We start from the raw sequence: 22,887 nt of genomic DNA, 5'->3' as shown, positions 1-22,887 counted from the left end.
GGGGTGGGTCCGGAGGCCGGTGGGGGCGGTCGGCGGGGCCGGACAGGGGCCCGGTCCGGGCGCGGTCAGAACAGCCCGTCCTGCTCGGCGTCCGCGGCGGGCGGTGCGATCGTCGCCACCGGCACGTCCGTGACGGCGTCGCCGGCCGGAGCCGCCAGTTCCCAACCGGCGAGCAGCCGGGTGTCCACCACCAGCCCGTCCGCGAAGTGCAGATCCGGCCCGGACGCGCCGACCAGCAGCCCGGCCACCGCCCCGCCCGACACCAACTCCGTCAGCACCCGCGTCGGCGCCGGGAGCACGTCCAGGCCGAAGGCCGCCGCATGGTCCACGACTTCACAGCCCACCGGCTCCAGCGATTCCGGCCACCCCGGCAGCGCCACGGCCCGGGCGTGCAGCTCGACGACCTCCCCGGCGCGTTCGGCCGGCGCCGGCAGGTGGGCCCGTACCGCGCGCTTGCGGGCGTAGGCGATCCGGTCGGGCACTCCGAGCGCCGCCCTCAGCAGTTCCTCGGTGCGCCGGGCGGCCATCAGCGGGCCGCGTCCCAGCCAGGCCCAGGTCACGGCCCCTTGCTCCAGCAGCCGGGCCGGCCCGCGCTCCTCGGCGGTGATGCCGACCTTGATCAGACCGGGCCCGAACCAGGCGAGGTACACCCGGTAGGGCCGCGGATCGGCGGCATTGGTGTCGGCGGCCACCGAGAAGGACCGGTCCAGCCGGGCGCACTCGGGGCACTGGGCGTTCGCCGCCCGCCCCGGCACCGTCCGGCGCGCGGGACAGGGCGTGCGCTTCCCCGCCCGCCGCACGCCGAGGCAGTACCGCTCGCCCCGGGCGACGAAGGCCAGTCGTCGACCGTAGCCGAGCGGGCTGTCGCGCTCCGCGCGGTCGGCTCCGTACCAGCCGATGCGGGGTCGGCCGTCCTGCCACCGGATGCCGGTGCACCACCAGGTCACAGCGGGAGCGGTCGCTCGAAGAAGGTGTCCAGGACCACGGTGGCCTGCGTTCCGCTGACGCCGTCGATGGCGTACAGGCGGCGCAGTACGTCCTGCAGCTGCTCGGTCGAGCCGGTCCGCACCTTGACGAGCACGGAGGCGCTGCCCGCGATGATGTGTGCCTCCTGGATCTCGGCGATGCCCTCGAAGGCGGCCCTGGAGTCGCCCATCCAGGCATTCGAATCGACCATCACGTAGGCCAGGACCCCGCTCCCGACGGCCGCCGGTTCCACGTCGACCGTGGTCCGCCGGATGACCCCGCGTTCGCGCAGTTTCCGCACGCGTTCGTGCGTGGCCCCCGCCGAGAGCCCGACGGCAGCGCCGAGGGCCGCGTAGGACTGGCCCGCGTCCTGCTGGAGCCGCTGGAGCAGCGCCCGGTCGATGTCGTCCACCCGATCTTCCCCTCATCCACCCGCCAACCCTTGCGAAGACAGTACCTGGTCCGGCAATCTCATCCCTGCGCCGAATCGCATTCGGCCTACTCGACCATAGGGGGAACCATGTCACCCATAGCGGACCTGATGCTGTACGAGATCCTGGACGATCGGTTCCGCGCGGGCCGGTGCGCCAACGGTGACGCCCGCCTGGAGCGGCTCTACGACGACTGCCGCTGGGCGGAGGGTCCCCTCTACCTGCCGGCCTGGCGACAACTCCTGTGGAGCGACATCCCCAACGACCGCATGCTGCGGTGGGACGAGGTCACGGGCGCCGTATCCGTGTTCCGTACCGGCGCCGGACATCCCAACGGCAACACCCTCGACCGCGAGGGCCGCCTGATCACCTGCGAGCAGGGCAACCGGCGCGTCACCCGCACCGAGCCGGACGGCAGCCTCACCGTCATCGCCGACCGGTGGGAAGGCAAGCGCCTCAACAGCCCGAACGACGCGGTGGTCCGCTCCGACGGCTCCATCTGGTTCTCGGACCCGGACTTCGGCATCACCAGCGACTACGAGGGCCGGCGCGCGCCGAGCGAGATCGACGCCTGCAACCTCTACCGCGCCGACCCGGCGACGGGCGAGGTCCGTCTGGTCGCCGACGGCTTCCGCGGCCCGAACGGCCTCGTCTTCTCCGCCGACGAGAGCGAGCTCTACGCGGCGGACACCCGCGCCGGCCACATCCGCGCCTTCAAGGTCACCGATACGGGCACCCTGACGGACGATCGCGTCTTCGCCGCCTGCCCCTCGGTCGACAACATCCGCTTCGACGACGGCGGCAGGCTGTGGGCGGCCGCGATGCAGGACGGCGTCCGCTGCTACGCGCCGGACGGCGACCTCATCGGCCGACTCCGCGTCCCCGAGCCGGTCTCGAACATCGCCTTCGGCGGCCCGAAGAACAACCGCCTCTTCATCACCGCCACCACGTCCCTCTACTCCCTGGTCCTCTCGGTCACCGGCCTCCCCCGCGTCCACCGCCCCTGACCTCCACCACGCAACGCAAGAGGCCCCCCGGTGAACCGGGGGGCCTCTTCGGCTGTGCACTCGGCAGGATTCGAACCTGCAACCTTCTGATCCGTAGTCAGATGCTCTATCCGTTAAGCTACGAGTGCTTGGGCTGTTCGGGGTTTTGCGCCCCGTTGGCCTTGCGAGAACAACAATACATGGACCTCGGCGGGACGCGAAATCCATTAGCCCCACCGGTGCTGACCTGCGGAAACAGGCCGGAGGGAGATCATCCGGAAGGCTCCGCGCGGCTTCGGGAGGACGGACGCGGTACCCCTCTCGGGGCGTTCGAAACGCACAGAAGCCCCGGTCCGTGAGGACCGGGGCTTCGTGAGGTGCGGAGGCGGAGGGATTTGAACCCTCGATGGGGGGTAAGCCCCAAACCGCATTAGCAGTGCGGCGCCATAGACCGGACTAGGCGACGCCTCCAGCACACCCTCGCGTACGAGGGTGCGTGCAGATGATGACACAGGCGCGGGGCCGGTCACCAATCCGCTCCCACGGTACAAGGAACGTCGGCCCCGGGGCAAAGCCTTAAGGGCACCCACCAGCCGACGCGTCGACGCACCCGGAGGCGCGACGCGGCACGGTACGCGCCGCCGGGTGCCGGCCGTACACGCGCACGCGTCCCCCCGCACGCAACGTCGGGGCGCGCGGGTCGTTGGTCAGGCGTACGACGTACGGACGACCTGGAGTGCCCCATGCTGCGTCTCGCCGCCTTCGCCGTCACCTCCGCCCTGGCCGCCGCGGCCGCCGGGCCGCTCCCACCCCTGCCGTTGGAGCGGTTGCTGTCGACGCCCGACCGGCTCACCATCGCCGTGTCCGACACCGGCAACCCGCGCACCGACGGCGAGTACCGGCTGGAGTGCGACCCGGTCGGCGGGAACCACCCCAAGGCGGAGGACGCCTGCGCCCGCCTCGACGCCCTCGCGAAGGAGGGCAAGGACCCCTTCGCCCCCACGGCCGATCGGCAGATGTGCACCATGGTCGACGGCGGCCCGGCCACCGCCCGGATCACGGGATCGTGGCACGGCAAAAAGGTGGACGCCACGTTCCGGCGGAGGAACGGATGCGACATCGCCCGGTGGAAGACCCTGGAACCTGTGCTTCCGAGTGGGCGTTCCTGACCTGGGAGGATGTGAAGGATGTGCGGTATACGCCCCGCATCGGCCATCCCGCCGCGGGGCGGTGCCCTTAGACTCCTCCCGTGACATGCCGGTAGTCGTGGTCAGGGAGGAAGCTCGTCGTGAGCAGCAGGCCATCCCGAGGCGCTGCTCGCCTCGCAGCAATACTCGACGCACTTCCCGACGCGCTGTTGCTCGTCAACGCCAACGGCACAGTGGTCAACGCGAATTCGATCGCGCTGGAGATCATGGAAAGTCCCGGCACCGGCCTCGTCGGCCGCGGGGTACTGGACCTCCTGCCCGAGTTCGACTCGAAGCTCATCCCCGGCTCGATGCGCCGGCCCGGAGACGACGAGGGTGGCCGGCCGAAGCCCAAGAGGATGACGGCCCGGCGCACCGACGGCAGCGAGTTCCCCGTCGAGGTCACCGCCGCGCACCTCGACGGCCGCGACGCCTACCGCGAGCCGCAGCCCGCGTACACCGGCGACGAGCTGCTGATGCTCGTCGTACGGGACCTGTCCCAGACCCTGGACACCGAGGCCGAGCTCGCCCGCTCGCAGCGACAGACCGAGATGATCCTGCGCGCCGCCGCCGAGGGCGTGGTGGGCACGGACACCGACGGCAGGGTCGTCCTCGTCAACCCGGCCGCCGCGCAGATCCTCGGCTACCGGGCCACCGATCTCGGCAATCGCGAGCTGCACGGACTGATCCAGCACTCGCGCGCGGACGGTTCGCCGTTCCCCTTCGAGGAGTCCCCGCTCGCCGACACCCTGCGCAGCGGTCGCAAGCACCGGGTCCGCAGCCAGGTGCTGTGGAACAAGGCCGGGCAGCCGGTCTCCGTCGACCTGACGACCTCGCCCGTACGGGACGGCGAGCTGCTCGTCGGCGCCGTCATGACCTTCACCGACCGGCGTCCCTACGATGCCCTCGCGGCCCGGCACGCCCAGTTGCTGGCGGTGCTCGGCGAGTCGCTGCGCGGGCCGTTGGAGGAGCTGCGCGGGGAGCTGGCGACGCTGGCCGCCGATGACGCGGGCCAGCTCTGGCCCGAGGCGAACCAGTTGCTGCACCACCTGGCGGCCGGCTACTCGCGGATGACCACGCTCGTGGACAACGTGCTGGGCTATCAGCGGCTGGACGCGGGCAGCGACAAGCTCGCCAAGGAAAAGACGCTGATCAACAAGGTCGTCGCGGCCGGTGTCGACGGCGCGGTGGAGTTGATCGGGCCGGGCCGGGCGCAGTTCGCCGTGCACGCGCCGACGATCGAGGCCGAGGTGGACGGGGAGCGGATCGCGACCGCCCTGGCGCACCTGGTCGCGGATGTCGCCGGGGTGGACGCCACGGGCAAGACCCGCCAGGGCAGTGGGTACGGCGACTCGACGATCGTCGTGGCCGCCGCGCAGCGCGGTGACGTCGTACGGATCGAGGTGCGCGGGCCGTACGAAGGCGGTAATCCGGTGCACGAGCCGATCGTCCGGGGCATCGTGGCGGCGCACGGCGGTGTCCTCCAGACCGTCGAGGTACCCGGCGCGCCGGGCGGTACGTACGTACTGGAGCTGCCGCTGGGTGCGGGAGCCGGGACGGTGACGCTGCCGGAGCCGAAGGAGCCCGCGGCCGCCGAGGTGGAGGCGAAGCCGAACGCCAAGGACGGCGGCGCCGCCAGGGGCGAGTCCGGCGGCCGGCGGGCCCGGCGCGGGGTGGACGCGTTCCTGGACGATGCCGCCGACGAGGCGAAGGCGCCGCAGGAGGGCGGGGGCGCGCTCGCGCTGTCGTCCGGGCGGCGCCGTGCGGACGGCACGATCGACGGCCCGGGTCCGAACGGCCCCGAGCTCGCCCAGTCCCCGGTGAACCCGGCGGGGCTGGGTACCGGGCGCAGGCGCGGCCGGGACGGTGACGGCAGTTCCGATGGTGACGGCGGTTCCGGCGGCATCGGCGGGGCCGGTGCTTCCGGCGCAGCCGGTGCTTCCCGGCGCCCCGGTGGGCCCCCGCACGTACCCGCTCAGGCCGGGCCGGGCCAACCGCTGCCCGCTCAGGCCGGGCCCGCTCAACCGCTGCCGGCTCAGGCCGGGCCGCAGCAGGCCGGACCGCAGCAGCCCGTGCCCCCGCGAGGGACCGGGATGCCGGCGCTGCCGCCCGTGCCCGCGGTGCCGCCCGTTCCGTTGACCGAGCATCCGGCGGGCCGCCGCCGCGCGTTGGGCCCGGCCGCGCCGGCAGGCCCGGCGGCGGGTCCGACGACAGGCCCGGCAGCGGGGCCGTTCGCGCAGCCGGGCGGTCCGGTTCCGGCGGCCGGGCTCGTGCCCCCCGTTCCGCAACGCCCCATCGCTCCCGAGGGCGGCTTCGCCCTGCCCGCCGGACCGACTCCCGCCCAGGGCGCCGGGGCGGTCGCTCCCACCGAGGCCGACGCCGACGCTCCGGTGGGCCGCCGTGGACGCCGGGTGCTCGGCGCACCCTCAGCCGACGCTTCCGAGGCCGCGCCCGCGACCGCCCCGGGGGCGCCCGGACCGGTGCCGCCGACCGGGCGGCGCCGCGCCCTGCCCGAGACCCCCGCCTGGCCGGTGCCCGCGGCCCGTACCGCTTCCGAGGACGGGGAGCCCGCGGCCGGGCCCGTACCCGTACCCGGTGCCCGGCAGCCTCAAGACGCTCCGCCCGAGACCTCGCAGCCGATCAGCGTGCGCGCTCTCGGCACCCTGGGCCAGGGCATCTCGGTCGACGCGGGCGGCTCCGGCCGTCGCCGCCGGCTGTCCGAGCCCGCGCCGCAGGGCCGCGCCTTCGCCATAGGGGCCCCCGAGGCGGGGTCCGACGAGGGGCCCGAGCCGCTCGACGGCCCCGGTGGCGCGGTCGAGGTGGTCAACCGGGCCGTACCGCCGCCCGTGGACGACGAGCTTCCGCCGGAGCCGCTGGACAACCCGCGCCGGCTGCTGGTGTGGCCCGCGCCCGACGCCCAGACCCAACAGGCGCTCAGCGACCGCGGCTACCGCCCGGTGATCGTCCACTCCCGCGAGGAGGTGGACGCCCAGATCGCCGCGTTCCCCGCCGCCTTGTTCGTGGACCCGCTGACCGGTCCCATCACCCGCACCGCCCTCCAGTCGTTGCGTCAGGCCGCCGTGGCGGCGGAGGTGCCCGTCCTGGTCACGGCCGGACTGGGGCACGCCACGCGGGAAGCCGCGTACGGCGCCGACCCGGCCGTCCTGCTCAAGGCGCTCGCGCCGCGCGACAGCGAGCAGCACCCCTCGCGGGTCCTGCTGATCGAGGAGCACGACGAGATCGCCACCGCGCTCACCGCCGCCCTGGAACGGCGCGGCATGCAGGTCGCGCGGGCGGGTGCCGACACCGACGCGGTGGAACTCGCCACCCGGCTGCGGCCCAATCTCGTCGTCATGGACCTGATGCAGGTGCGCCGGCGGCGGGCCGGGATCGTGGACTGGCTGCGTGCCAACGGGCAGCTGAACCGCACGCCGCTCGTCGTCTACACGGCGACCGGCATCGACCCCGCCGAACTGCCGCGGCTGGCCTCCGGCGAGAGCGTGCTGTTCCTCGCCGAGCGGGCCACGACCGCCGATGTGCAGGGCCGCATCGTGGACCTGCTGGCCAAGATCGGCACCAACTAGTCATCCTGGCCCGATGGCCATCATCGACACGACCGAGCACAGCGTTCCCGCCGACAACGGTGAGGTGAGCCTCCTCATCGCCCGGCAGGTCGAGCCGGGCCACGAGGAGGACTTCGAGGCATGGGCCCGCGGCATCCTGGAGACCGCCGCGGGCTTCCCCGACCACCTCGGGTACGGGCTGTTCCGGCCGGCGGCGGAGGGCGCCCCCTGGTTCCTGGTGCACCGCTTCCGTCATCAGGCCGCCTTCGAGGCGTGGCAGAAGTCGCCGGAGCGCGCCGCGTTCTTCGCCAACTGCCAAGGCCATCACCACCACGAGATAGCGCGGCGCGAACTGCACGGGATGGAGACCTGGTTCGCGAAGCCGGGTACGACCCGGCCCGCGCCTCCGCGTTGGAAGATGGCGATCAGCTCGGGGCTGGCCATCTTCCCGATCTCGCTGCTCGGCAACGCGGTGCTCGGGCCGTACCTGGTGGACCTGCCCTTCGTGCTGCGGACCGCCGCCTTCACGGTGGTCTTCAGCACCCTGATGACCTACGTGGCCATGCCCGCGGTCAGCAGGCTGCTGCGGTCCTGGCTCACGCGCGGCTGAGGCTTCCGGCCCGCCGGGGTCAGTCGAGCCGCGTCACGTCCAGCTCGCCGTCCGCGTACTGCCTGCGGATCACTTTCTTGTCGAACTTGCCGACGCTGGTCTTGGGCACGGTCTCGATGAACGTCCAGCGTTCGGGCAACTGCCACTTGGCGATCGACTGCCCCAGGAACGCGCGCAGCCCGGTGTAGTCCACGGTCGCGTTCTCCTTGAGGACGACAGTCGCCAACGGACGCTCGCCCCACTTGTCGTCGGGTACGGCGACGACCGCCGCCTCGGCCACCTCCGGGTGCGCCATCAGCGCGTTTTCCAGCTCGACGCTGGAGATCCACTCGCCGCCCGACTTGATGACGTCCTTGGCCCGGTCGGTCAGCGTCAGGTAACCGTCCGCGCTGATGACGCCGACATCGCCGGTCTTGAGCCAACCGTCCGCACTGAACTTGTCCGACGGGCGAAGCGGTTCGCCGGACGCGCCACCGTAGTAGGCGCCCGCGATCCAGGCGCCGCGCACCTCCAGTTCGCCCGCCGACTCGCCGTCCCACGGCAGGCGGTCGCCGCCCGGGCCGATCAGGCGGGCTTCGACACCCGCCGGGAAGCGGCCCTGGGTGATCCGGTACGGCCACTCCTCCTCGGCGCTCAGACCCGCCGGCGGGTGCGCCATCGTGCCGAGCGGGGAGGTCTCCGTCATGCCCCACGCGTGACACAGACGGACGCCGAGCTTCTCGTACGCCTCCATCAGGGACGGCGGGCAGGCGGCGCCGCCGATGGTGACCTGCTTCATCGAGGTGAGGTCGCGGGGGTGCGCGGTGACCTCGGCGAGGAGCCCCTGCCAGATGGTGGGGACGGCGGCGGCGTGGGTCGGCTTCTCCCGCTCGATCATCTCGGCGAGCGGGGCGGGCTGGAGGAAGCGGTCCGGCATCAGCAGGTTGATGCCGGTCATGAAGGTGGCATGGGGCAGGCCCCAGGCGTTCACGTGGAACTGCGGGACCACGACCAGGGACGTGTCCCGGTCGGTCAGTCCCATCGACTCGGTCATGTTGACCTGCATGGAGTGCAGGTAGATGGAGCGGTGGGAGTAGATGACGCCCTTGGGGTCGCCGGTGGTGCCCGACGTGTAGCACATGGCCGCGGCTTGGCGTTCGTCCAGCTCGGGCCAGTCGTAGTGGTCGGAGCGGCCGGTGAGGAGTTCCTCGTAGTCGTGGACGCGCACGTCGAGACCGTCGAGCACGGATCGGTCACCGATACCCGAGACGACCACGTGGTCGATGGTGGGCAGGTGCGGCAGCAGCGGCGCGAGGAGCGGCAGCAGGGTGCCGTTGACCAGCACCACCCGGTCCGCGGCGTGGTTGACGATGAAGACCAGTTGCTCGGGAGGGAGGCGCAGGTTGAGCGTGTGCAGGACGGCGCCCATGGAGGGGATGGCGAAGTACGCCTCCACGTGCTCGGCGTTGTTCCACATGAGGGTGGCGACCCGGTCGTCCTGTCGGACGCCCAGCTCGTCGCGCAGGGCGTTCGCCAGGCGGGTGGCGCGGGCACCGATGTCGGCGAAGCTGCGGCGGTGCGGCTCGGCCTCGCCGGTCCAGGTCGTGACCTGGGACTTCCCGTGGATCGTCATCCCGTGGTGCAGGATGCGGGTGACGAGAAGTGGTACGTCCTGCATGGTGCTCAGCAAAGCGTCCTCCCGGTGGGCGCTGCGGCGCTACGGCGGCTACGGATGCTGCCGATTCTGCGCACGTACCACGCGGTATGTCACTACCCGGGGGTAGAAAGCGCGCCGGGCGACGGGGATGTTTCACGTGAAACAGCCGGCCGCCGCGGTGTGCTGCCGCGCTGTTTCACGTGAAACATGGCGCCGTTCGGGGCGGCTCAGCGGACGGGGGCCAACTCCGGGTCCTCACGGAGCTTGCCCAGGGCCCGGGAGACGGCGCTCTTGACCGTGCCCACGGAGACCCCGAGCAGCTCGGCGGTCTGTGCCTCGCTGAGGTCCTCGTAGTAGCGCAGGACCACCATCGCGCGTTGCCGGTCGGGCAGCCGAGTCACCGCGCGCCACATCGCGTCGCGCAGCGCCTGGGCCTCCGCGGCGTCCGTGAACGGCGCCTGCTCCGCCTCCGGTAGCTCCTCGCAGCAGAATTCGTCGACCTTGCGCTTGCGCCACTGGGAGGTGCGGGTGTTGACCAGGGCGCGCCGGACGTAGCCGTCCAGTGCCCGGTGGTCCTCGATGCGGTCCCAGGCGGCGTAGGTCTTGGCGAGGGCCGTCTGCAGCAGGTCCTCGGCGTCGCAGGTGTTGGCGGTGAGCGAGCGCGCGGTGCGCATCAGGGACGTGCCTCGGGTCCTGACGTACGCCGAGAACGACGGGTACGGCGTCGGGTTCGAGGCGAGCGTGCAGACAGGCGTGGTCATGCCCCCACGCTAGAAGCCGCCGGACCGCCCTGGGATCGGTCGCAGGTGCCGAAGCGGGATCCGTCTCAGGTTGTAGGGCCGGCCCCGCCCGCACCTCCTGAAGGTGGAGGCCCGTCGCGGGCGGGGACCCGAGTCAGTCGTCGGAGCTGAGGATCAGGCCGGATGTGGGTACGCCCGTACCGGCCGTGACCAGGCTGTGCCGGGCGCCCGCGACCTGGTTGACGGAGGTACCGCGAAGCTGTCGGACGGCCTCGGCGATGCCGTTCATGCCGTGCAGGTACGCCTCTCCGAGCTGGCCACCGTGGGTGTTGAGCGGCAGTGCGTCGGCGGCCACGAAGTCGGCGGCCTCCCCGGGCGCGCAGAATCCGAACTCTTCCAGTTGCATGAGGACGAAGGGGGAGAAGTGGTCGTAGAGGATGCCTACGTCGATGTCCGACGGGCGCAGTCCACTGGTCCGCCACAGTTGGCGTGCGACGACGTCCATTTCCGGCAGCCCGGTCAGGTCGTCGCGGTAGAAGGAGGTCATGGCCTCCTGGCGGCGCCCGGCTCCCTGCGCCGCCGCCGTGATCACGGCCGGTGCCCGCCGCAGCGAGCGGGCCCGCTCGGTACTGGTGACGATCAGGGCCTGGCCGCCGTCCGTCTCCTGGCAGCAGTCCAGGAGTCGCAGGGGCTCGACGATCCAGCGTGAGGCGGCGTGGTCGGCGAGGGTGATGGGCTTGCCGTGGAAGTAGGCGGCGGGGTTGTTCGCGGCGTACCGGCGGCCGGTGACGGCGACGTGCCCGAACGCCTCGGCGGTCAGGTGGTACGCGTGCAGGTAGCGCTGGGCGGCCATGGCCACCCAGGACGCGGGGGTGAGCAGTCCCCAGGGCAGTGACCAGCCGAGGGCCGCGCCTTCGGCCGAGGGTTCGCGCTGCTGGACCCCGGAGCCGAAGCGGCGCCCGGAGCGCTCGTTGAAGGCGCGGTAGCAGACCACGACCTCGGCGACCCCGGTGGCGACGGCGAGGGCGGCCTGTTGGACGGTGGCACAGGCCGCGCCGCCGCCGTAGTGGACCCGGGAGAAGAAGGACAGTTCCCCGATGCCGGCCGCCTGCGCGACGGTGATCTCGGGGCTGGTGTCCATCGTGAAGGTGACCATGCCGTCGACATCGGCGGGGGTCAGCCCGGCGTCGTCGAGGGCGGCGTGGACGGCTTCGACCGCGAGCTTGAGCTCGCTGCGACCGGAGTCCTTGGAGAACTCGGTCGCGCCGATGCCGACGATGGCGGCCCGGCCGCCCAGCTCGTCCCGGCGGCGGACGCTCACTCTGCGGCCTCCCCGGCCCCCATGGACACCGTGACGGTGCCGGTGACGTGGTGCCCGATGCCGTTGGTGCCGACCACCCGGATCTCGGCGGTGTCCCCGTCGAGGGCGGTGACGGTCCCGGTGAGGGTCATGGTGTCGCCGGGGTAGTTCGGGGCGCCGAGACGGATGGCCACCTTGTGGAGGGTGGCGGCGGGCCCGAGGTGATCGGTGATGTACCGACCCACCAGACCGTTGGTGGTCAGGATGTTCATGAAGATGTCCGGGGAGCCCTTCTCCCGCGCGAGCTCGGCGTCGTGGTGCACGTCCTGGTAGTCACGGGAGGCGATGGCGCCCGCGACGATGAGCGTGCGGGTGACCGGGATCTCCAGGGGCGGGAGTGCGTCACCGACCTTCATGTGTCCTCCGCTCCGTGGCGGTGGTCGTCCCCACCGTGGACGTCAGGGATACGGGTGACTCGGGGGCACCCGGCGGCTGCGGCGGCTCCTCCGCCAGGAGCGCGCCGAGCTCGGCCAACAACTCGCTGCCGCAACCCAGGTAGGCGTCCAACTGGCGTCCCCACAGGAAGTGGCGGTGGACGGGGTGGTCCAGGTCGGCGCCCATGCCGCCGTGCAGGTGTTGACCGGAGTGCACGACCCGCTTGCCCGCTTCCGAGGCCCACCAGGCCGCCGTCAGCGCGTGCTCGCGCGCGGGCAGACCCTCGTCGACGCGCCAGGCCGCCTCGTAGGTGGTGACCCGGATGGCTTCCGTGTCCATGTGTGCGTCGGCCGCCCGGAGCATGACCGCCTGGTTGGTGGAGAGCGGCCGGCCGAACTGTTCGCGGGTGGAGGTGTACTCCACGGCGCGGGCCAGCGAGCCCGCGCAGACGCCCGCCTGGAGCCCCGCGAAGGCGGTCCGGGCCACGGCGAGGACGTCCTCGTAGACCTCCGGGCCCTGCCCGAGCCGTTCCCCCCGTGCCCCGGAAAGGGTCAGCCGGCCCGCGGCCCACGGCGCGGTGGTCTCCACCGCCGACGTGTCGACACCGGGCAGGTCGGTCCGTACGAGCCACAGGGCGCGTTGCGCGTCCGGGACCAGGACGTGCGTGGCGTCGCGCAGCCAGGGCACGACCGGGGCGGTGCCGGTGAGCCGCCCGTCCGGTGTGGCGGTGATCCCGGCCCGCCCGGGGAACGCCCCCGTGGCCACCGCCTCACCCGTCCCGAGGGCGGGCAGCAGCCGGGCGCGCTGCTCCGCGCTGCCGTGCCGGGCCACCGGGAGGATGCCGTAGGCGCAGGTGGCGGCGTACGGGACCTGCGCGGTCGTACGGCCCTGTTCCTCCAGCAGGAGCACCAGGCCGAGCAGGCCGACGTCGGCCACGGCGGCGGTCAGTCCGGCGGTCGTGAGGGCCTTCCACAGTTCGGCGTCGCTGCCGGAACCGGCGGCCGCCGAGCGCTCGTGCGTGGCGAGGTCGCGGAAGATGTGGGCGGCGAGGCCGGCCGCGGCGGTCTGCTCCTCGGTGGGCCGGAAGTCCATCAGCCCTCGCCCCCTCGGAAGACCGGCAGTTCCAGGTCCTCGTCCACGCGCAGGAACTCCAGCCGGACGGGGAGACCGATGCGCACCTTGTCGTAGGGGACCCCGGTGATGTTGCTGATGATCCGGACTCCTTCGGCGAGTTCCACGAGCGCGACCGCGTACGGAGGGTCGAACGCCGGGAAGGGCGGGTGGTGCATGACGACGTGGCTGAAGACGGTGCCGGCCCCGCTCGCCTCGACGGTGTCCCAGTCGGGGCTCGCGCAGGCGTGGCAGCCGGGGAGCCAGGGGAAGCGGAGGGTGGCGCAGGCGGTGCAGCGTTGGATCAGCAGGGTGTGTGCGCGCACGCCGTCCCAGAAGCCCTGGTTGTCACGGTTGATCACCGGCCGGGGTCGGCGCGCCGCGGCTGGTGGCTTCGGCGCTGCCCGCCGGGTCGGCGCGAACTTCAGGATGCGGAAGCGGTGGGTGCCCGCGGGTTCCCCGTTCGCGCGGATGTCCATCCGGGTCGTCACGAAGTGGCCGGTGCCGAGCTTCGTCGTCTTGCGCGGCGAGACCGACTCGATCACGGCGTCGAAGGTGACGGCGTCGCCCGGGCGCAGCGGGCGGAGGTACTCCTGCTCGCAGTCGGTGGCGACGACGGAGGTGCATCCCGCGCCGTCCAGGAGGGCGAACAACTCGTCGTAGGCGGAGGAGCGGTCGCTGTGGCCGGAGAGGCCGCCCATCGTCCACGCTTGGAGCATGGTGGGCGGCGCGATGGCGTCCGGACCGGTGTAGGCGGGGTTGTTGTCGCCCATGGCCTCGCACCAGTGGCGGATCATCGTCGCGTTGACCGCGTCCTTGGCGCGTCCTCCCGAGGCGGCGGGGCGCCCCTCGAAGCCCTTCAGCAGCGCGTGGAAGCGGGCCGCCTCATGGACGTCCCCGGGCGGCTCCGTGCTCATCGCTTCCTCCCCTTCATGCCGAGCCGCATCATGGCGACGATCTCCCGCTGGACCTCGCTGACCCCACCGCCGAAGGTGTTGATCTGGGCGGCCCGGTTCATCCGCTCCAGTTCACCACCCGCAAAACCCGCCGGGCCGCGTACGAGGGCCTCGTCGCCCACCGCCTCCTGGCACATCCGGTACACCTCGACGGCGGATTCGGTGCCCAGGAACTTGACGCCTGCGGCGTCTCCGGGAGCCAGGGTTCCGCTGCCGACGTCCTGGACGAGGCGCCAGTTCAGGAGGCGCACCGCGGCCAGCCGTGCGTGGGCCTCGGCGAGGCGGGACCGTACCCAGGGGTGGTCCGCCGGGCGCTCGCCGGTGACGGCATCCGGCGTGCGGGCGTGGCCGAGGGCGCGCTCGTAGAAGTCCTCGGCCTGCATGCCTATCGCGGCCAGGGCCACCCGCTCGTGGTTGAGCTGGTTGGTGATCAGTCCCCAGCCGCCGTGTTCGGGGCCGACGAGGTGGCCGGCGGGCACACGGACGGAGTCGTAGTACGTGGCCGTGGTGGTCAGTCCGCCGACCGTTTCGATCGGGGTCCAGCCGAAGCCCGGTGTGTCGGTGGGCACGAGGATGATCGAAATGCCCCTGTGTTTGGGGGCCTGGGGATCGGTGCGACAGGCGAGCCAGATCCAGTCGGCGTTCTGGGCGTTGGAAGTGAAGATCTTCTGCCCGTCGATCAACCAGTCCCCCTCCGGACCGCCCTGGCGGACGGCGCGGGTGCGCAGCGAGGCGAGGTCGGTGCCGGCCTCCGGTTCCGAGTAGCCGATGGCGAAGACGAGTTCACCCGTGAGGATGCGAGGGAGGAAGTGGTCCTTCTGCGTCTGCGTCCCGTATTTCATCAAGGTCGGCCCGACGGTGTTGAGGGTGACCATGGAGACGGGGGCGCCGGCCCGGTACGCCTCGTCGAAGAACAGGAACTGATCGTCAGCGCCGCGTCCTTGGCCGCCGTACTCGACGGGCCAGCCGAGGCCGAGCAGTCCGTCGGTCCCGATCCGCCGCAGCACCGCACGCTGCTCGGCCGGGTCTTTCGGCGGCCCGTCGGGCAGCAGCTCGCGGAAGTACTCCCGCAGTTCGGAGCGGAGCCGCACTTGGCGTCCGGTCGGGGCGAGGTGCACGCGCGGGCCTCCCGGCTTCACATCGACGAATAGATCTGACTGTCCGTCAGATTTGTGCTCGATGTCAAGGTGCCGACGCACGGGGGCGCCCGCGCTACCGGACCCCAGCCGGTCCGGTCACACGGGCGCCCCGATCAGTCAGCCGTGGTCAGGCGGGGTCACCGCCACGGGAAGAAGTTCACCGCCACATTGGCGTTGTGCTGCTGGATCGCGGTCCAAGCCGACCCGTTGACCTGCGCGGTGTTGTTCTGGTTGGACGCTCCGGCGCCGGTGGCCACCTGCTGCGAGGTGGAGGAGTTGCCGTGGTTGTTGCCGCCCACGCCGCTGCCGAGAATGCTCGCGACGCTCGCGTTCGACCCGGAGTTCGCGAAGGCCCCGTTGTCCGCCGAGGCCACGCCGCCGAACAGGGCGACGGCGAGCGGTAGTGCGGCGACGGTGGCGATGACGCGAGCGGTACGGGTGCTTGCCATGTCTGAATCCTCCAGAGAACCGAAGTGGGCTGATTTCCAAGGCAGTTGGCCGACCGCCTCGGTCGTTGTGGGTGGTGCCGACGTCGCGAGATCAGAGCTGCCCACCGAATCCCCGGCGAACCATCACGGAGCGCACGATTCCCCCGCAAGCATGAGCAACATCGGATAAACCTGATTTGCGCCCCCCTGGCCCCACATCAGCACCCCTGAATCGCCCGACACTCCTGCCCCAACCGAAGAGGATCGTTTCTCCAATTCCGCCAGTCCGGACATGCCAAAAAGGGCCGCATCCTCCGGGAATCCCGCTGTCTCCCGGGCCTGCGACCCTGCGATGTCGTGCTTCGCGCCCCCTGTGCGCCCCGGCGCCGCCGGGGCTCATTCCCTCGCACCCCGCCGGGGGGCGCCTTGGACGCGATCCGCGGCCGTGACCGGCCGGGCTCCAGCGCCCGCTGTTCTTCTGCGTCGTGCCGTGCCCGGGCCTATGCGGCGAGTCCCCACTGCCGCACACCGACTCGGGCGTGCCCACCAGGGACGACGGCCGCGGCCTGCTGGGCGGTTCCACCGGTGAGGGGTGACACGGTCGGCTGCCCGACGGCTCCCGCGGACCCACCGGCGGCGAGGGCCGTGGTCGAGCGCCGGACCGAGGGGGTCTTGCCGTGCGCCTCGGCCCGGATCCGCTGCTTGATCGTGGGCGGCAGCGACCCGCCGCGCATCATCGCCCGCCACGTCCGCCGCGCCACCGGGGCCGGCCGGCGCCGAACCGCCGTGGTCGCGGGAGCGGCCTCGCCGGAGGGAGCGGCGGCAGCGGCCTTCGCCCCGAAGCCGAGCGCGGCGAGCAGTGCCACGACCGCGGCGAGGACGACGGTCCAGAACGACGAGACGGTGCTGCGGAGAGCCATGACGGGTCCCTCATTTCGCGATGTTCCGAAGGGCGGATCTGAATACATTCGCCATGATGTTTCCGCAACCGGACGAACCCCACCACGCGCGCCGATCTTCCGACAAACACCACCCATAAGAACCAACCGGTGAAGAGACACGCGCCTCCGGGCAGCAGAACGGCCCCTGACCAAGTCTCTTGGTCAGGGGCCGATCAGCTGCGGTGGGTGTGGGATTTGAACCCACGGTGACTCGCGCCACGACGGTTTTCAAGACCGTTCCCTTAGGCCGCTCGGGCAACCCACCTGGCCGGTACAGAGTACCGGGCAGTGAGGGTGGGTGGGGGCTGGGTCAGGCGGATTGGGGCTGGTCGTAGGCATCGCCCCGGCCTCACACGGTGAGCAGGACGCCCCCGTAGGACACTCCGGCCACCACCACCCAGGCGCCGAGGCCCAGCGCCGCCGCTCGGCCGCCGGTGCGGGCCAGGGTGGGGAGGTGGACGGCGGTGCCCAGGCCGAACAGGGCTGCGGCCAGCAGTGCCTCCTGAGCGGTGTGCGCCCAGTCCAGGGCCGCGTGGGGCAGGACTCCGGTGGCGCGCAGCGCGGCCGCCAGCAGGAAGCCGACCACGAAAAGGGGCACCGGGGCGGGGCGCCGTCCCGAGGCGGTACGCACTCCCCGTCGCCGGGCCCGTACCGAGAACGCCACGGCCGCGACGAGCGGGGCCAGGAGCGCCACCCGCATGAGCTTGACGAGCACCGCCTCGCCGAGGGCGCCGGGTCCCGCGGTCTGAGCGGTCGCCACCACTTGGCCGACATCGTGGACGCTCGCGCCCACCCACCGGCCGAATTCCACGTCGGACAGGCCCAAGGGGCCTTGGAGGAGCGGGAGTACAGCAATGGCCAAGGTTCCACACAGAGTCACCAGGGCGACCGACGAGGCCACATCTTCCTCGTCACTTCCGGACACCTCGCTCACCGCGCCGATCGCCGAGGCCCCGCAGATCGAGTACCCGGTGGCGATCAACAACGGCTGGTCTCCTGGCAGCCCCAGGCGACGGCCCAGCCACAGGGTGCCGAAAAAGGTGGCCGCGACCACCCCGCCGACCATCACCACCGTCGACCAGCCCAGCCGGAGCACCTGGTCCAAGCCCAAGCCCAACCCGAGCAGGACGATGCCGATCCGCATCAACCTCCGGCCCGCCAGGGACAGTCCCGGGCGCGCGGGTCCTCGTACAACCGTCCGAGTGGCCGGGAGGTGGGCGACGGAGATGCCCAGGACCACCGACGCGGTCAACATCGGCACAGCCGGCACCACCAGATGCACGCACCAGGCCAGGAGGGCGCCGAAGGCGGCGAGCGCCATTCCGGGCCAAGAAGGAGGGGATGTTTCACGTGAAACACGGGCGGCTGGGGTTGTTTCACGTGAAACATGGCGCAGCCGACCCCACAGCGGATGGTGGGTGGGCCGGTTCAGCAGGGCCATCAGCCGGCCGGGATCGTGTAGACGCGGCGGACGCTGCTGCCCAGGCGGATGACGTCGGCGCCGTACACGTGGAGGGATATCGCCGTCGTACGACAGGAGTTGCGAACCTTGTGGATGTCGCCGGGCGGGGCGAAGCCACAGACGTCACCGGGTCCGTTGACCACTTCCTCCGTCGGAACCAGGCGGGCGCCCGTCGTGGCCGTGGCCGGGGCCAGCCGATAGCGGAGTTCGCTCTCGGCACCTTCGTAGACGCCCGCCACGCACCACGCGACGTGGTCATGGATCGCGGTCTCCTGACCCGGTAACCACACCAGCGCCACCACCGAGAAGCTGCCGTCCGGCTCGGCGTGCAGCACGTGCTGGCGGTACCGGTCCGCATGCCCCTCCCGCTGCTCGGGTGTGAGGAGATCATCCCTGTGCAGGTAGGGGGCGAGCCGCTCACCGACGAGGTGGGCGGTCAGGTCGGGTACGAGGCCACGCTCCACGACGGCGCGGATCTCACTGACGAGGGCGGCCATGCTCGTGGTCGTGCGGGCCGGTGTGGTGGTGGTCATACAGGGAGCGTCCGGGCAGCCCACCCATCACGTCCAACGACAGTTTCGACCCGAAAACCCAAGCCGCGTTTATGGATCGGCGGGTCGCGGCGCCCCGGGTCAGCAGCCGACGCGGTTGTCCGCGACCCGTTTCAGCTCCTCCAGGACCACCGCCGTCGCCGGGATCCTCAGGTGGTCCCGGTACACGTACGCGGCGATGTGGCGGCGGGCGGCCGGCTGGAACGGCCTGCCGCAGACCTTGGTCAGCGATAGCGAGGGAAGCACCAAGGCGGGCATCATCGCCACGCCCAAACCCTGTGCGACGAGGCTCTGCACCACGAGGTTGTCGTCGGTGGCGAACCTGATGTCGGGCACGAAGCCGAGCTCCGCACACTCGTGGAGCAGGTTGGCCCGGCAGCGCGGGCAGCCCGCGATCCATCGTTCCCCGGCCAGGTCGGCGAGGTGGACGGCCCGGCGCCTGGCCAAGGGATGTCCGGTCGGCAGGAGCACCGTCAGTTGGTCCTCCAGCAGCTTGATCTCCGCGACCTCCTCCGGTATCTCCTCGTGCAGCCCGGGATAGGTGAAGGCCAGCGTGATGTCGCACTCCCCGCGTTGCAGCCGCCGCAAGGACTCCGGTGGTTCCCCCTCCAGCAGCTCGACCTGGATGCCCGGGTGCTGTTTCGCCAGGCCGCTGAGCGCCTCGGGCACGAGGGTGACGTTGGCGCTGGGGAACCCGCAGAGCCGGACCCGCCCGGTGCGCAGCCGTGCGTACGCCTTCAGCTGCGCCTCGGCCGCGGAGAGGCTGCCGAGGATGGATTCGGCGTGCCGGGCCAGGGACTCCCCGGCCTCGGTGAGCTGCATCGTCCGGCCGACCCGGGTGAAGAGCGGTGTGCCGACGGCGCGCTCCAGCGCCTTCATCTGCTGGGTGATCGCGGGCTGGGTGTAGCCCAGGGCTCGCGCGGCCGCCGAGTAGGACCCGGAGGCGACCACTTCATGGAATGTCCGTATGTGCCGAGAATCGAACACGGGGGAAGCATAAGCGGACGTTGGGAGGGGCCGTAGGCGGAATCCCGCCCACGGCCCCTCTCCATCAAGCCATTGACCAGCGCGCGTTGAGCGCCCGCCGGTCTCGTGCCCCGGTCAGGGTTTGTCGCCCACCCGGGAGCCGAGCGTGATGTCCACCGTGTTCGGCTTGCCGTCGCGCAGGTAGGTGAGCTTCACCGTGTCGCCCGGCTTGTACGTCCAGATCTCGCTGATCAGGGTCGGGCCGCTGTCGATCGGCTTGCCGCCGAACTGGGTGATGATGTCGCCGGGCTTGAGGCCCGCCTTGCCGGCCGGACCGTTGGGGTCGACCAGCTCGTTGGCGGACGCGCCCTGCTCGGAGATCTTGGCTCCTTCGACCTTGGCCTGGAGATCCACCGACACCGAGATGATCGGATAGACCGGCTTGCCGGTCTTGATCAGCGACTGGGCGACGTTCTTGGCCTGGTTGATCGGGATGGCGAAACCGAGGCCGATGGAGCCGGCCTGGCCGCCGCCGAACCCGCCGTTGCCGGCCGACTGGATCGCCGAGTTGATGCCGATGACCGCGCCGCGGCCGTCGAGGAGCGGGCCGCCCGAGTTGCCCGGGTTGATCGAGGCATCGGTCTGCAGCGCGCTCATGTACGAGTTCTTGCCCCCGGAGCCGTCACCGGAGGCCACCGGGCGGTTCTTGGCGCTGATGATGCCGGTGGTGACCGTGTTGGACAGGCCGAACGGGGCACCGATGGCGATCGTCGAATCGCCGACGGCGACCTTGTCGGAGTCGCCCAGCGGAAGCGGCTTGAGTCCGGCCGGCGCGTTCTTGAGCTTGATCACGGCCACGTCGTAGCCCTGCGCCCGCCCGACCACCTCGGCATCGTACTTCTTGCCGTTGGAGAAGGTCGCGGTCAGCTTGCCGCCGTTGGCGGCAGAGGCGACGACGTGGTTGTTGGTGAGGATGTGGCCCTCTTCGTCGTAGACGAAGCCGGTGCCCGTGCCGCCTTCGCCGTCCCCGGCCGACGCCTCGATGGTGACCACGCTGGGGAGCGATCCGGCCGCCAGGCCCGCGACCGAGCCCGGCTCGCGCTTGAGGTCCTTCGGCGTGCTGGCGGTGATCGTGGTCGAGACGGAACCGTCGTTGCCGCGCTCCGCCGCCCAGTAGCCGACGCCACCGCCGACACCGCCGGCGAGGAGCGCCGAGACGAGCACGGCCGCGATCAGGCCGCCCCGACCCTTGGGCTTGGGGGCGCCGTGCGCGGTCTGCGGGGCTCCCCAGGTGCCACCGCCGTGCCCGCCGTCACCGCCGTACGCCGGGACGGTGGGCGGCGGCGGAGGCCACCCCTCGGCGCCGTGCGCCGCCGGGGCGGGAGCGTGCTCGTGCGGTACCTGGCCCTGCGGCGCCTGCCCGTACGGGTTCTGCGCACCCGGGGGCGTCTGCCCGTAGCCGGGGGCGGCGGCCGGGGCCGCCGGCGGCCCCGCCGGGATCTGCTGGGTCGGCTCGGTACCGGTCGGGTGCGCCGGATGCTGCACCGGGGTCCCGTCGGAGGGCGCGGCACCCGTCTCGGCGGCCGAGGCGGACTCGCTGGTGGACGAAGCGGCGACGGGCACAGGGGGTGCGGACGGGGCCGCGGGGGGCGTCGGGGCCGCGGTGCCCTCGTTCTCGGTGCTCACAGCGCTCTCTCCTCGTTCACACACACGGCTACTGGTCCTGGAATATCTGGCGATACCGGTCCGACTGAACGTTCGACGTGCCGCACAAGTTCCAGTACAGAGCCTTTCCCATGACCCGTCAGAGCACTGTAAGCCGGACCTGTGCATCTCCGTCCATTCTTTATATCGGACATTTCGCACACATCAGTAGTAGTCACCCCGACGCGTGAGGCCCCCTCGGTGGCACCATGACCCGGTGACCCATGCAACGCCGCACCCCATTCAGGTCGTCGCCCACCGGGGCGCCTCGGAGGATGCCCCCGAGCACACGCTGGCCGCATACCGGAGAGCCATCGAAGACGGCGCCGACGGACTCGAATGCGATGTCCGGCTCACCGCCGACGGCCACCTCGTGCTCGTCCACGACCGTCGGGTCAACCGCACCTCCAACGGCCGCGGCGCCGTCTCCGCCCTGGAACTGGCCGACCTCGCCGCCCTCGACTTCGGGTCGTGGAAGGACCGCGAGGAGTCGCCCGACTGGGACGCCGACCCCGAACGCACCTCCGTGCTCACCCTGGAGCGGCTGCTGGAGCTGGTCTCCGACGCCGGCCGCCCGGTGCAACTGGCGATCGAGACGAAACACCCCACCCGCTGGGCCGGACAGGTGGAAGAACGCCTCCTCTTCCTGCTCAAGCGCTTCGGGCTGGACGCACCGGCCACCGAGGGGCCGCACCCCGTCCGGGTCATGAGCTTCTCCCCCCGTTCCCTGCACCGGGTGCGTGTGGCCGCTCCGACGATTCCGACCGTCTACCTGATGCAGTTCATCTCGCCGCGCATGCGGGACGGGCGACTGCCGGCCGGGGTGAGCATCGCCGGGCCGGGACTGCGGATCGTGCGCAACCACCCCGGCTATGTCCGCAGGCTCCAGGCAGCGGGTCATCCCGTACACGTATGGACCGTAAACGAGCCCCACGACGTTCAGCTCTGCGCTGATTTGGGCGTAGAAGCGATCATCACGAACAGACCGCGCCAGGTTCTGTCACAGCTGGGCCGCTGACGTCCCGTTTTGCACACCCGCCGCCCCCGCCCCACCCGTAACAGGGTGTGCACCGGCGCATCCGTTCCGTATTCGTCCGTCGTGAATGCGTCAGCGGCCTCCGCCATGGCGGTTTCCGGTCCAGGCCAAGGGGGCATCCAGACCATGGCGTGGGGCTAAGGAGGTTCCGGGGGTGGCGTTGGTGATGGCACAGGAAGTGCCCACGTCGTCGTGCATGGGCGTACGCCATGGTCCTGCGGGCGTGGGCGAGGCGAGGCACCGGATGCGCGAGGAGTTGCGTATCGGCGGGGTGTCCGAATCGGTCGTGGACGACGCTGTTCTGATCCTTTCCGAACTGCTCAGCAACGCTTGCCGACACGGCCGGCCACTGGGCGCGCGGGAAGTCGGCGACGGGGAGATACGCGCCGCGTGGGGCGTCGACAAGGCAGGACGACTGACGGTCGAGGTCACGGACGGCGGCGGGCCCACCCGCCCGGTCCCGGCCACTCCTTCGGTGACCGCACGGGGCGGTCGGGGGCTGAACATCATCAGCGCCCTGGCCCAGGACTGGGGTGTTCGGGACGGAGCGGCGGGTGAGGTCACCGTGTGGGTGATCGTCGCCTGTGGGACCCGGCACGAGGATTTCGCTACGCGCGTCGCGTCCCCGGCGATCGACTTCGGTACGGCCTTCGACGACCTCGATACCTGAGGAGTCCGCGGGCCCTCGGGAAGCCCGTTCACGAGGCCCGTCCGCGGGCCCGTTCGCGGAATCCCGGCGG

21 protein-coding genes and 3 tRNA genes are annotated in these 22,887 nt (G+C 71.6%); 6 read left to right on the top strand and 18 right to left on the bottom strand.

What is annotated here, in order from left to right:
* Positions 1-65: 65 nt before the first annotated feature.
* The gene (locus ACFVXJ_RS11495) at positions 66-947 is read right to left on the bottom strand and encodes a DUF2797 domain-containing protein (protein ID WP_389661502.1); all 882 of its coding nucleotides are present in this window, start codon (positions 945-947) and stop codon (positions 66-68) included.
* Entirely contained in the window at positions 944-1,378 is a 435-nt protein-coding gene (locus tag ACFVXJ_RS11490; RefSeq protein ID WP_389661501.1) for an Lrp/AsnC family transcriptional regulator, read from the bottom strand. The genes ACFVXJ_RS11495 and ACFVXJ_RS11490 overlap by 4 nt, the downstream gene beginning before the upstream one ends.
* 108 nt (positions 1,379-1,486) lie before the next feature.
* Between ACFVXJ_RS11490 and ACFVXJ_RS11485 the strand changes: the two genes are divergently transcribed.
* Positions 1,487-2,404: an SMP-30/gluconolactonase/LRE family protein gene (locus ACFVXJ_RS11485; RefSeq protein WP_389661500.1), complete on the top strand. Its 918-nt coding sequence runs from the start codon at positions 1,487-1,489 to the stop codon at positions 2,402-2,404.
* 55 nt (positions 2,405-2,459) lie between these two features.
* Here the strand turns inward: ACFVXJ_RS11485 and ACFVXJ_RS11480 are convergent.
* Both ACFVXJ_RS11480 and ACFVXJ_RS11475 read right to left on the bottom strand, forming a co-directional pair.
* Positions 2,460-2,532: transfer RNA gene (locus ACFVXJ_RS11480), tRNA-Arg, on the bottom strand.
* A gap of 231 nt (positions 2,533-2,763) precedes the next feature.
* Positions 2,764-2,854, bottom strand: a tRNA-Ser gene (locus tag ACFVXJ_RS11475).
* Between the two features lie 272 nt (positions 2,855-3,126).
* On the opposite strand from ACFVXJ_RS11475, the gene ACFVXJ_RS11470 reads away from it, so the two are divergent.
* The 3 genes from ACFVXJ_RS11470 (at position 3,127) to ACFVXJ_RS11460 (ending at position 7,743) form a co-directional block, all read left to right on the top strand.
* Positions 3,127-3,552 (top strand): SSI family serine proteinase inhibitor, encoded by a 426-nt coding sequence (locus ACFVXJ_RS11470; RefSeq protein WP_389661499.1) that lies wholly within the window; start codon positions 3,127-3,129, stop codon positions 3,550-3,552.
* A 119-nt stretch (positions 3,553-3,671) separates the two neighbouring features.
* Positions 3,672-7,154, top strand: coding sequence for a PAS domain-containing protein (locus tag ACFVXJ_RS11465; protein WP_389661498.1), 3,483 nt, complete (start codon positions 3,672-3,674; stop codon positions 7,152-7,154).
* Between the two features lie 13 nt (positions 7,155-7,167).
* Positions 7,168-7,743, top strand: coding sequence for an antibiotic biosynthesis monooxygenase (locus ACFVXJ_RS11460; protein ID WP_389661497.1), 576 nt, complete (start codon positions 7,168-7,170; stop codon positions 7,741-7,743).
* Positions 7,744-7,762: 19 nt separating this feature from the next.
* On the opposite strand, the gene ACFVXJ_RS11455 is transcribed toward ACFVXJ_RS11460, so the two are convergent.
* The 14 genes from ACFVXJ_RS11455 to ACFVXJ_RS11390 all read right to left on the bottom strand — a co-directional run bounded on the left by ACFVXJ_RS11455 (position 7,763) and on the right by ACFVXJ_RS11390 (position 21,093).
* Positions 7,763-9,412: a long-chain fatty acid--CoA ligase gene (locus tag ACFVXJ_RS11455; protein ID WP_389661496.1), complete on the bottom strand. Its 1,650-nt coding sequence runs from the start codon at positions 9,410-9,412 to the stop codon at positions 7,763-7,765.
* Between the two features lie 194 nt (positions 9,413-9,606).
* Positions 9,607-10,140, bottom strand: coding sequence for a SigE family RNA polymerase sigma factor (locus ACFVXJ_RS11450; protein ID WP_389661495.1), 534 nt, complete (start codon positions 10,138-10,140; stop codon positions 9,607-9,609).
* A 133-nt stretch (positions 10,141-10,273) separates the two neighbouring features.
* The gene (locus ACFVXJ_RS11445; RefSeq protein ID WP_389661494.1) at positions 10,274-11,440 is read right to left on the bottom strand and encodes a lipid-transfer protein; all 1,167 of its coding nucleotides are present in this window, start codon (positions 11,438-11,440) and stop codon (positions 10,274-10,276) included.
* A complete protein-coding gene (locus tag ACFVXJ_RS11440) occupies positions 11,437-11,835 on the bottom strand; it encodes a MaoC family dehydratase (protein ID WP_389661493.1) in 399 nt (132 codons plus the stop codon). The genes ACFVXJ_RS11445 and ACFVXJ_RS11440 overlap by 4 nt, the downstream gene beginning before the upstream one ends.
* Complete coding sequence (locus ACFVXJ_RS11435) at positions 11,822-12,946, bottom strand: acyl-CoA dehydrogenase family protein (protein ID WP_389661492.1); 1,125 nt, start codon at positions 12,944-12,946, stop codon at positions 11,822-11,824. The genes ACFVXJ_RS11440 and ACFVXJ_RS11435 overlap by 14 nt, the downstream gene beginning before the upstream one ends.
* Positions 12,946-13,881, bottom strand: a complete 936-nt coding sequence (locus ACFVXJ_RS11430; RefSeq protein ID WP_389661491.1) for a bifunctional MaoC family dehydratase N-terminal/OB-fold nucleic acid binding domain-containing protein — start codon at positions 13,879-13,881, stop codon at positions 12,946-12,948. Before ACFVXJ_RS11430 ends, ACFVXJ_RS11435 begins: the two co-directional genes overlap by 1 nt.
* A complete protein-coding gene (locus tag ACFVXJ_RS11425) occupies positions 13,878-15,038 on the bottom strand; it encodes an acyl-CoA dehydrogenase family protein (RefSeq protein ID WP_389661490.1) in 1,161 nt (386 codons plus the stop codon). The genes ACFVXJ_RS11430 and ACFVXJ_RS11425 overlap by 4 nt, the downstream gene beginning before the upstream one ends.
* Before the next feature lie 158 nt (positions 15,039-15,196).
* Positions 15,197-15,508 carry a hypothetical protein gene (locus ACFVXJ_RS11420; RefSeq protein ID WP_389661489.1) on the bottom strand — a complete coding sequence of 104 codons (312 nt, stop codon included), beginning with the start codon at positions 15,506-15,508 and terminating at the stop codon, positions 15,197-15,199.
* Between the two features lie 479 nt (positions 15,509-15,987).
* Entirely contained in the window at positions 15,988-16,407 is a 420-nt protein-coding gene (locus ACFVXJ_RS11415) for a DUF6344 domain-containing protein (protein WP_389661488.1), read from the bottom strand.
* A gap of 201 nt (positions 16,408-16,608) precedes the next feature.
* Positions 16,609-16,693: transfer RNA gene (locus tag ACFVXJ_RS11410), tRNA-Ser, on the bottom strand.
* A gap of 84 nt (positions 16,694-16,777) precedes the next feature.
* Positions 16,778-17,749: a YeiH family protein gene (locus tag ACFVXJ_RS11405; protein WP_389661487.1), complete on the bottom strand. Its 972-nt coding sequence runs from the start codon at positions 17,747-17,749 to the stop codon at positions 16,778-16,780.
* Positions 17,750-17,868: 119 nt separating this feature from the next.
* Positions 17,869-18,423 carry a cysteine dioxygenase gene (locus ACFVXJ_RS11400; RefSeq protein ID WP_389661486.1) on the bottom strand — a complete coding sequence of 185 codons (555 nt, stop codon included), beginning with the start codon at positions 18,421-18,423 and terminating at the stop codon, positions 17,869-17,871.
* 99 nt (positions 18,424-18,522) lie between these two features.
* On the bottom strand, positions 18,523-19,428 hold the full coding sequence (locus ACFVXJ_RS11395) for a LysR family transcriptional regulator (protein WP_389661485.1): 906 nt from the start codon (positions 19,426-19,428) through the stop codon (positions 18,523-18,525).
* Positions 19,429-19,542: 114 nt separating this feature from the next.
* Positions 19,543-21,093: a S1C family serine protease gene (locus ACFVXJ_RS11390; protein ID WP_389661484.1), complete on the bottom strand. Its 1,551-nt coding sequence runs from the start codon at positions 21,091-21,093 to the stop codon at positions 19,543-19,545.
* A 235-nt stretch (positions 21,094-21,328) separates the two neighbouring features.
* Between ACFVXJ_RS11390 and ACFVXJ_RS11385 the strand changes: the two genes are divergently transcribed.
* Both ACFVXJ_RS11385 and ACFVXJ_RS11380 read left to right on the top strand, forming a co-directional pair.
* The gene (locus ACFVXJ_RS11385; protein ID WP_389661483.1) at positions 21,329-22,129 is read left to right on the top strand and encodes a glycerophosphodiester phosphodiesterase; all 801 of its coding nucleotides are present in this window, start codon (positions 21,329-21,331) and stop codon (positions 22,127-22,129) included.
* Positions 22,130-22,214: 85 nt separating this feature from the next.
* Positions 22,215-22,817, top strand: coding sequence for an ATP-binding protein (locus ACFVXJ_RS11380; protein WP_389661482.1), 603 nt, complete (start codon positions 22,215-22,217; stop codon positions 22,815-22,817).
* Positions 22,818-22,887: the final 70 nt, after the last annotated feature.

The sequence above is a fragment of the Streptomyces sp. NPDC058279 genome (assembly GCF_042881255.1).
GTDB lineage: Bacteria > Actinomycetota > Actinomycetes > Streptomycetales > Streptomycetaceae > Streptomyces.
Note: the sequence above shows the minus strand (reverse complement) of the source record. Positions and strands in the feature narration are given on the sequence as shown.

Excerpts from the sequence above, each read along its gene's own strand:
- ACFVXJ_RS11460 (WP_389661497.1), top strand. The coding sequence starts at position 7,168 with ATGGCCATCATCGACACGACCGAGCACAGCGTTCCCGCCGACAACGGT.
- ACFVXJ_RS11415 (WP_389661488.1), bottom strand. The coding sequence starts at position 16,407 with ATGGCTCTCCGCAGCACCGTCTCGTCGTTCTGGACCGTCGTCCTCGCC.
- ACFVXJ_RS11440 (WP_389661493.1), bottom strand. The coding sequence starts at position 11,835 with ATGAAGGTCGGTGACGCACTCCCGCCCCTGGAGATCCCGGTCACCCGC.
- ACFVXJ_RS11485 (WP_389661500.1), top strand. The coding sequence starts at position 1,487 with ATGTCACCCATAGCGGACCTGATGCTGTACGAGATCCTGGACGATCGG.
- ACFVXJ_RS11450 (WP_389661495.1), bottom strand. The coding sequence starts at position 10,140 with ATGACCACGCCTGTCTGCACGCTCGCCTCGAACCCGACGCCGTACCCG.
- ACFVXJ_RS11470 (WP_389661499.1), top strand. The coding sequence starts at position 3,127 with ATGCTGCGTCTCGCCGCCTTCGCCGTCACCTCCGCCCTGGCCGCCGCG.
- ACFVXJ_RS11430 (WP_389661491.1), bottom strand. The coding sequence starts at position 13,881 with ATGAGCACGGAGCCGCCCGGGGACGTCCATGAGGCGGCCCGCTTCCAC.
- ACFVXJ_RS11380 (WP_389661482.1), top strand. The coding sequence starts at position 22,215 with ATGCGTCAGCGGCCTCCGCCATGGCGGTTTCCGGTCCAGGCCAAGGGG.
- ACFVXJ_RS11405 (WP_389661487.1), bottom strand. The coding sequence starts at position 17,749 with ATGGCGCTCGCCGCCTTCGGCGCCCTCCTGGCCTGGTGCGTGCATCTG.
- ACFVXJ_RS11420 (WP_389661489.1), bottom strand. The coding sequence starts at position 15,508 with ATGGCAAGCACCCGTACCGCTCGCGTCATCGCCACCGTCGCCGCACTA.
- ACFVXJ_RS11400 (WP_389661486.1), bottom strand. The coding sequence starts at position 18,423 with ATGACCACCACCACACCGGCCCGCACGACCACGAGCATGGCCGCCCTC.
- ACFVXJ_RS11435 (WP_389661492.1), bottom strand. The coding sequence starts at position 12,946 with ATGGACTTCCGGCCCACCGAGGAGCAGACCGCCGCGGCCGGCCTCGCC.